The sequence below is a fragment of the Pseudomonas sp. NPDC089530 genome (genome assembly GCF_050280705.1).
Taxonomy (GTDB): Bacteria; Pseudomonadota; Gammaproteobacteria; order Pseudomonadales; family Pseudomonadaceae; genus Aquipseudomonas.
On record NZ_JBNNVU010000018.1, the window covers coordinates 71,717 to 79,702 of the forward strand.

The 7,986-nt window shown below is 61.4% G+C and carries 5 protein-coding genes and 2 tRNA genes; 5 read left to right on the forward strand and 2 right to left on the reverse strand.

The window, feature by feature from the left end; all coding sequences use genetic code 11:
* Positions 1-18 precede the first annotated feature (18 nt).
* On the forward strand, positions 19-1,311 hold the full coding sequence (locus ACQKQA_RS10115; RefSeq protein WP_427556273.1) for an adenylosuccinate synthase: 1,293 nt from the start codon (positions 19-21) through the stop codon (positions 1,309-1,311).
* A 138-nt stretch (positions 1,312-1,449) separates the two neighbouring features.
* Complete coding sequence (locus ACQKQA_RS10120) at positions 1,450-3,384, forward strand: methyl-accepting chemotaxis protein (RefSeq protein WP_427556276.1); 1,935 nt, start codon at positions 1,450-1,452, stop codon at positions 3,382-3,384.
* Positions 3,385-3,601: 217 nt separating this feature from the next.
* Here the strand turns inward: ACQKQA_RS10120 and ACQKQA_RS10125 are convergent.
* Positions 3,602-3,688, reverse strand: a tRNA-Leu gene (locus tag ACQKQA_RS10125).
* 165 nt (positions 3,689-3,853) lie between these two features.
* A tRNA-Leu gene (locus ACQKQA_RS10130) sits at positions 3,854-3,940 on the reverse strand.
* Between the two features lie 226 nt (positions 3,941-4,166).
* Between ACQKQA_RS10130 and rnr the strand changes: the two genes are divergently transcribed.
* The 3 genes from rnr to rpsF form a co-directional block, all read left to right on the forward strand.
* A complete protein-coding gene (rnr, locus tag ACQKQA_RS10135; protein WP_427556278.1) occupies positions 4,167-6,773 on the forward strand; it encodes a ribonuclease R in 2,607 nt (868 codons plus the stop codon).
* Entirely contained in the window at positions 6,770-7,537 is a 768-nt protein-coding gene (rlmB, locus tag ACQKQA_RS10140; protein WP_092301453.1) for a 23S rRNA (guanosine(2251)-2'-O)-methyltransferase RlmB, read from the forward strand. The genes rnr and rlmB overlap by 4 nt, the downstream gene beginning before the upstream one ends.
* 234 nt (positions 7,538-7,771) lie before the next feature.
* On the forward strand, positions 7,772-7,986 hold a 215-nt coding region (gene rpsF, locus ACQKQA_RS10145), incomplete at its 3' end, for a 30S ribosomal protein S6 (RefSeq protein ID WP_427556282.1).

A 7,986-nucleotide genomic window follows, 5' to 3' on the forward strand; every position in this document is an offset into this window, starting at 1 on the left:
CGAATGAGGACAAATGTTATGGGTAAGAATGTCGTAGTCCTGGGCACCCAGTGGGGTGATGAGGGCAAAGGCAAGATCGTTGATCTGCTAACCGAACATGCTGCCGCCGTAGTGCGCTACCAAGGTGGCCACAACGCTGGCCACACCCTGGTGATCGACGGTGAAAAAACCGTCCTGCACCTGATCCCGTCCGGCGTGCTGCGCGAAGGCGTGCAGTGCCTGATCGGCAACGGTGTGGTGGTCGCTCCGGATGCCTTGCTGCGTGAGATCGTCAAGCTGGAAGAGAAAGGCGTACCGGTGCGTGAGCGCCTGCGTATCAGCCCGTCCTGCCCGCTGATCCTGTCCTACCACGTAGCGCTGGACCAGGCGCGTGAGAAAGCCCGCGGCGAGCAGAAGATCGGTACTACCGGTCGCGGCATCGGCCCGGCTTACGAAGACAAGGTCGCTCGTCGTGGCCTGCGTATCGGCGACCTGTTCCACCGCGAGCGTTTCGCCGCGAAGCTGGGGGAGTTGCTGGACTACCACAACTTCGTGCTGGTCAATTACTACAAAGAGCCGGCCATCGACTTCCAGAAGACGCTCGACGAGTGCATGGAATACGCCGAGCTGTTGAAGCCGATGATGCTGGACGTGACCGCCGAGCTGCACCAGCTGCGCCGCGACGGCAAGGACATCATGTTCGAAGGTGCCCAAGGCTCGCTGCTGGACATCGACCACGGTACCTATCCATACGTCACCAGCTCCAACACCACCGCTGGCGGTATCGCTACTGGTTCGGGCGTGGGTCCGATGTACCTGGACTACATCCTGGGTATCACCAAGGCCTACACCACTCGCGTGGGCTCCGGTCCGTTTCCGACCGAACTGTTCGATGACGTGGGTGCCTTCCTGGCCAAGCGTGGTCATGAGTTCGGTGCGACCACCGGCCGTGCCCGTCGTTGCGGCTGGTTCGACGCTGTCATCCTGCGTCGCGCCATCGACGTCAACAGCATCTCGGGCCTGTGCCTGACCAAGCTGGACGTGCTGGACGGCCTGGAAACCATCAACATCTGTGTGGGCTACAAGAACCAGGATGGTGCGGTCATCGACGCGCCTACCGACGCTGACAGCTACATCGGCCTGGAGCCGGTCTACGAGCAGATGCCAGGCTGGAGCGAGTCGACCCTGGGTGCCAAGACCCTGGAAGAGCTGCCGGCCACTGCCCGTGCCTACATCAAGCGTATCGAAGAGCTGGTCGGCGCGCCGATCGACATTATTTCGACAGGCCCGGACCGCAACGAGACCATCGTTCTGCGTCACCCGTTCGCTTGATAAGTCGTTGATGCAAAAAACAAAGGCCCCTTCATAGGGGCCTTTGTCGTTTCTGCCTGCCGGGCGGCACGACCCTTGCTGTGATTTCCGCTTCCTGAGTGCCATCAATTTAGTGGCGTCAAAGTAGAGGGATTTCCTGTGTCGGCTGTTCTCTCGCTGTTACAAAGCCGTTTGTTGCGGCCCGTGTTCGTTACCCTTGGTATCGCCCTTTTGGTGCAAGTGCTGGTTGCCGTCGCTCTGACCCGGAGCACGGTGACGGCGCTGGAAGCCGATCTGGCCGCTCGTCTGGGCGTCGACAGCCAGAAGCTGTCTGGCGAGTTGGAGCAGGCGGCCCGTGAAGTCACCTCGGGCCTGGAAAGCCTTTCCGGCAGTACCCGACAACGTTTGACGGCAGGGCTCTCCTCGCGGTTGGAGGAAGAGCAGGCGCAATTGCGGGCAACGCTGGAAAAGGACCTGAAGGACTCGGCCAACGATATGGCTCAGTTGCTCGCTTCGGTGGCGCCGCGTGCCATGTGGGACAGCGACGTCCCGACCCTGTCCGAATTCGCCCGGCGCGCCCAGCGCAATCCCAATGTGTTGTTCGTGGTGTATGACGATGCTGCTGGCGAGCACCTGACCCGCTATCTGAACCGGGAAAACCCGGTCAACAAGGCGCTGTTGGAAAAGGGCAAGGGCGACCGTGCCTTGGACAAGGTGCTAGATGCGGCCAAGAGCGATCCGTCGGTCTATTACCTGGAGGCTTCCATCAGTCCTAATGGTGTGGAGATCGGCAAGGTGTTGATGGGGGTTTCCACGGCATCGGTCGAGGCGGACGTGGCGGCGCTGGACAAGCGCTTCGAAGCCTTGATTGCCAGTAGCGACCAACTGGTCGGCGATAGCCTCAAGGGGGCTTCGGCCGACAGCTCGGCAGCCATGCGCGCGCGCCTACAGTCGGCGCAGGCCACCGCTGCAGACATGCAGGCCAACACCGCCGGCACCGTGCAGGACGCGGCGGCCACTCTGCGCTGGCAGATCGGTGTGGGGCTGGCGCTGGTAGGCTTCGGGGTCCTGCTGTTGCTGGCGGTGGTGCTGGGGCGGCGGGTGGTCAGCAAGTTGTATCTGCTGATCGCTGCGCTTAACGACCTGGCGGCGGGCGAGGGGGACCTGACCAAGCGAGTTCCGCTCAACAGCAATGATGAGATCGGTGACATGGCGTCGGCGGTCAATCGTTTTGTCGACAAATTGCAGCCGATCGTGCGTGAGGCGGGCGACGTGGCGCAGCGTACCGGTGTCGAAATCGGCGCGATGAGCCTGCGTAATGCCGGGGCGGACGCCGCCGCCGAGGCTCAGCGGGACGAGGTGGCGGAGAGTTTGCGGGCGCTGTCGCAAATGGCTGACGAGGCGCAGGCTGAAAGCCAGGCGATGCAGGCGGCCCTGCAGCAGGTGGTGGAGATTCGTCAGGCGACCGACGAGAACACCCGCACCTCGGCCCAGGTGGGCAGCCTGATCGAAGCGCTGGCGGGACAGGTCGATACGGGTGCCAAGGTCATCGAGCGCTTGGCGCAGCAGAGTGAGCAGATCGAGGTGGTGTTGACGGTGATTCATGGCATCGCCGAGCAGACCAATCTGCTGGCCCTGAATGCGGCCATCGAGGCGGCGCGGGCCGGGGAAACCGGGCGCGGCTTCGCGGTGGTGGCCGATGAGGTTCGGGCGCTGGCGAGCAAGACGCAAAGCTCTACCGGGGATATCCAGGCGCATATCGGAGCGCTGCAGCAGGGCGCGCGTGAGGCGGTGGCGGCGATCGGCCAGGCCGGGAAGCAGGCCAGCGAGGGTTTGCTGGTGCTGCGTGACAGTGCGCGCTTGCAGCAGTCGGTGCAGTCGTCGGTGGAGCAGGTGCATACGGCGATTGGCCTGGCGACCCAGGCGGCCGCTCATCAGGCTCAGGGTGCTCAGGCGGTGCGTGGACGGGTCGAAACCATTCATGCTCAGGCCGAGCGTGCGGCTCAGGCTGTGGTGGAGACCACGGCCAGTGGCAAGGTGCTGGACAATCTGGCGGCCCAATTGAAGGCCAGCCTGGGGCAGTTCCGGGCGTAATGCCTTTCGCGAGCAGGCTCGCTCCTATGGAGAGTTACATGGTTTTCTGTGGGAGCGAGCTTGTTCGCAATAATGGATTCGACGGTATCTGGCCTTCCGTGGCTGGTGTGTTCAGTCTGATGGGGCTTTCAGGGCGGAATTATCAAACCCCGAAAACGCAAAAACCCGCTTTCGCGGGTTTCTGTGAAGCTTCACAGCTAAGCTATGAAACTGAATGTGGTGCCCAGAAGAAGACTCGAACTTCCACGGCCTTGCGGCCACCAGCACCTGAAGCTGGCGTGTCTACCAATTTCACCATCTGGGCAGTATCAGCAGCGTTGCCGCTGTTGATGGGGCGAACTATACGGAGGCTCTTTGAATCTGTAAAGCCCTGTTTTAACTTAGATTCAATAAATCAAACACTTAGAACGCAAAAACCCGCTTTCGCGGGTTTTTGGTGTGCTTCACAGTTGGGTCGTGAAGCTGAATATGGTGCCCAGAAGAAGACTCGAACTTCCACGGCCTTGCGGCCACCAGCACCTGAAGCTGGCGTGTCTACCAATTTCACCATCTGGGCAGTATCGACAAGCATCTGCTTCGTCGATGGCGCGCACTATACGGACCGCTTTTTGAGCTGTAAACCCCTGATCTTGAAAATATTGAAAAAAAATCATACGGCCAGAGTTCTTGGAATGTTTTTGGGGCTGGCGTGGCGTTTTCGGAAGCTGAAATAGCTTGAAATTTCCCGTTTCAATACGCGTATGCCAAACTAACCCGGATATAGACAAGGTGAAATCTATCTAATGGCCGATTGGCAGTCCCTCGATCCCGAGGCCGCTCGTGAAGCGGAAAAATATGAAAACCCTATCCCTAGCCGCGAACTGATCCTTCAGCACCTTGCTGATCGGGGTTCGCCTGCTAACCGCGAGCAGTTGGTCGAAGAGTTCGGTCTGACCACCGACGACCAGATCGAAGCCCTGCGTCGCCGCCTGCGCGCCATGGAGCGCGATGCCCAACTGATTTATACCCGTCGCGGCACCTATGCGCCGGTGGACAAGCTCGACCTGATCCTCGGTCGTATCAGCGGTCACCGTGACGGTTTCGGCTTCCTGGTTCCCGACGATGGCAGCGATGACCTGTTCATGAGCCCGGCGCAGATGCGCCTGGTGTTCGATGGCGACCGTGCATTGGCCCGGGTTTCCGGCCTGGATCGTCGTGGTCGCCGTGAAGGCATGATCGTCGAAGTGGTGTCCCGGGCTCACGAGAGCATCGTTGGTCGTTATTTCGAAGAAGGCGGCATTGGTTTTGTCGTGGCGGACAACCCTAAGGTCCAGCAGGAAGTGCTGGTGACCCCGGGCCGCAACGCTGGCGCCAAGATCGGTCAATTCGTCGAGGTGAAGATCACCCACTGGCCGACTCCGCGCTTCCAGCCGCAAGGCGATGTGATCGAGGTCGTGGGCAACTACATGGCCCCAGGCATGGAAATCGATGTTGCCTTGCGCTCCTACGATATTCCCCACGTCTGGCCTGAAGCGGTGCTCAAGGAAGCCGGCAAGCTCAAGCCGGAAGTGGAAGAGAAGGACAAAGAGAAGCGCATCGATCTGCGCGATCTGCCGTTCGTCACCATCGACGGCGAAGACGCTCGCGACTTCGACGATGCGGTCTACTGCGAAGCCAAGCCTGGCAAGCTGCGCCTGTTCGGCGGTGGCTGGAAGCTGTATGTGGCGATTGCCGACGTTTCCAGTTACGTGAAGATCGGTTCGGCGCTGGATGCCGAGGCGCAGGTGCGTGGCAACTCGGTGTACTTCCCCGAGCGGGTGGTGCCGATGCTGCCTGAGCAGTTGTCCAACGGCCTGTGCTCGCTGAACCCTAAAGTCGATCGTCTGGCCATGGTGTGCGAGATGACCATCTCCAAATCCGGCGAGATGACCGACTACCAGTTCTACGAAGCGGTGATTCACTCCAAGGCGCGCCTGACCTACAACAAGGTCAGCACCATCCTCGAGCACCCGAAAACCAACGAAGCCAAGCAATTGCGTGGCGAGTACGCCGATGTCGTGCCGCACCTCAAGCAGCTTTATGCGCTGTACAAGGTCCTGCTTGGTGCCCGTCATACCCGCGGCGCTATCGACTTCGAGACCCAGGAAACCCGGATCATCTTCGGTTCCGAGCGCAAGATCGCCGAAATTCGCCCAACGACCCGTAACGATGCGCACAAGTTGATCGAGGAGTGCATGCTGGCGGCCAACGTGGCTACCGCCGAATTCCTCAAGAAACACGAAATCCCTGCGCTCTACCGGGTTCACGACGGCCCGCCGCCGGAGCGCCTGGAAAAACTGCGCGCCTTCCTCGGCGAGCTGGGGCTTTCCCTGCATAAAGGCAAGGAAGGTCCGACGCCGAAGGATTACCAGGCGCTGCTGGAAAACATCAAGGATCGTCCAGACTTCCACCTGGTCCAGACCGTCATGCTGCGTTCGTTGAGCCAGGCGGTGTACAGTGCTGACAATCAGGGCCACTTCGGCCTGAACTACGAAGCCTATACCCACTTCACCTCGCCGATTCGCCGTTACCCGGATCTGCTGACGCACCGGGCGATTCGCAGCGTCATCCATTCCAAGCAGAACACACCGCACGTGCGTCGTGCCGGTGCGATGAGCATTCCGAAAGCGCGCATCTATCCGTACGACGAGGCGACTCTTGAGCAGCTCGGCGAGCAGTGCTCGATGAGCGAGCGGCGTGCCGACGAAGCGACCCGCGATGTGGTGAACTGGCTCAAGTGCGAGTTCATGAAGGATCGCGTCGGCGAATCGTTCCCGGGTGTGATCACCGCGGTGACCGGTTTCGGCCTGTTTGTCGAGTTGACCGATATCTACGTCGAGGGCCTGGTGCATGTTACGGCGCTGCCGGCCGACTACTACCACTTCGACCCTGTGCATCACCGCCTGGCCGGTGAGCGCACCGGCCGCAGCTTCCGTCTGGGCGATAGCGTGGAAGTGCGGGTCATGCGCGTCGATCTGGACGAGCGCAAGATCGACTTCGAGATGGCGGAAAAAACCATCAGCGCGCCAATCGGTCGCAAAAAGCGCGGCGCTGTCGATGTGCCGCCCGCCAAGGCCGCTGCCGAGCCGGCTCCGGCCAAGACCGGGCGTCGTGGTTCGGCCAAGGAAAAACCGGCTGAGGCCTATCGCTCCAGCGATGCGGCGGCGAAAAACGCCGAGGTGCGCAAGAGCCGTGAAATGAAGAAGGCGTTGCTGGCTGAAGCCAAGAGCAGCGGCAAGGCGGCTTCGGGCGGCAAGTCCGGAAAGCCTGCGACCAGCAAGCCAAGCAAACATCGTAAAGGTCCGCCAAAGGCGGGCGCGGGTCCGGCGGCGAAAAGCGGCGGGGCGCGTAAACCTAAGGCCAAGTCATGAGTCAGTTGGAAAAGATCTACGGCGTGCACGCGGTAGAAGCATTGCTGCGTCACCATCCCAAGCGCGTCAAGCAGATCTGGCTGGCCGAAGGCCGCAGCGATCCGCGGGTTCAGGTGCTGGTGGACCTGGCTGGACAGAATCGCGTCGCCGTCGGTCAGGCCGAGCGCCGCGAGATGGACGCCTGGGTCGAAGGCGTGCACCAGGGGGTCGTGGCCGAAGTGAGCCCGAGCCAGGTCTGGGGCGAGGCCATGCTCGACGAGTTGCTCGATCGCACCGAGGGCGCACCGCTGCTGTTGGTGCTGGACGGTGTGACCGATCCGCATAACCTTGGCGCCTGCCTGCGTACCGCCGATGCGGCTGGCGCGCTGGCGGTACTGGTGCCGAAGGACAAGTCGGCGACCCTGACGCCGACAGTGCGTAAAGTGGCCTGCGGCGCAGCGGAGGTGATCCCGCTGGTGGCCGTGACCAACCTGGCGCGCACCCTGGAGAAGCTCCAGCAGCGTGGTCTGTGGGTTGTCGGCACAGCCGGCGAGGCCGAGCAGGAGCTGTATGACCAGGACCTGACCGGGCCGACCATCCTGATCATGGGGGCCGAGGGCAAGGGCATGCGCCGCCTCACCCGTGAGCATTGCGATTTCCTGGTGCGCCTGCCGATGGCCGGTAGCGTCAGCAGCCTCAACGTTTCCGTGGCGACCGGCGTGTGCCTGTTCGAAGCCACGCGTCAGCGCGCGGCCAAGGCCAAGGGCGCGGCCAAAAAGGCCTGATCCGGACTTTTGCAGGGGCGGGCTGGCTCGCTCCTGCAGGTTTGGCCTGAGTTGACGTTCAATTGTTCAAATAATCACCAATTGCCTTGCGCCGCTGTTCCCCCTTCTCTACAATTGCGCCCCTTGCCGTTGCGGCAGGCGCATATGTGCCTATCTCTGGCAAGACACACCAGTGTCATTCACTCCTTGTCTGACCGCTTTTGAGTGGCAGGCTACAACCCGTAAGGAGCATTCATGCGTCATTACGAAATCATCTTTCTGGTCCACCCTGACCAGAGCGAGCAAGTCGGCGGCATGGTTGAGCGTTACACCAAGCTGATCGAAGAAGACGGCGGCAAAATCCACCGTCTGGAAGACTGGGGCCGTCGTCAACTGGCCTACGCAATCAACAATGCCGGCAGGCCGCCGCAGTTCAGGGCGACGAACTGGTGGGTGTGGCGGCGGCTGAA

Bases quoted from the DNA above. Each gene is read 5' to 3' on its own strand.
- rnr (WP_427556278.1), top strand. From the start codon at position 4,167: ATGGCCGATTGGCAGTCCCTCGATCCCGAGGCCGCTCGTGAAGCGGAA.
- ACQKQA_RS10115 (WP_427556273.1), top strand. From the start codon at position 19: ATGGGTAAGAATGTCGTAGTCCTGGGCACCCAGTGGGGTGATGAGGGC.
- rlmB (WP_092301453.1), top strand. From the start codon at position 6,770: ATGAGTCAGTTGGAAAAGATCTACGGCGTGCACGCGGTAGAAGCATTG.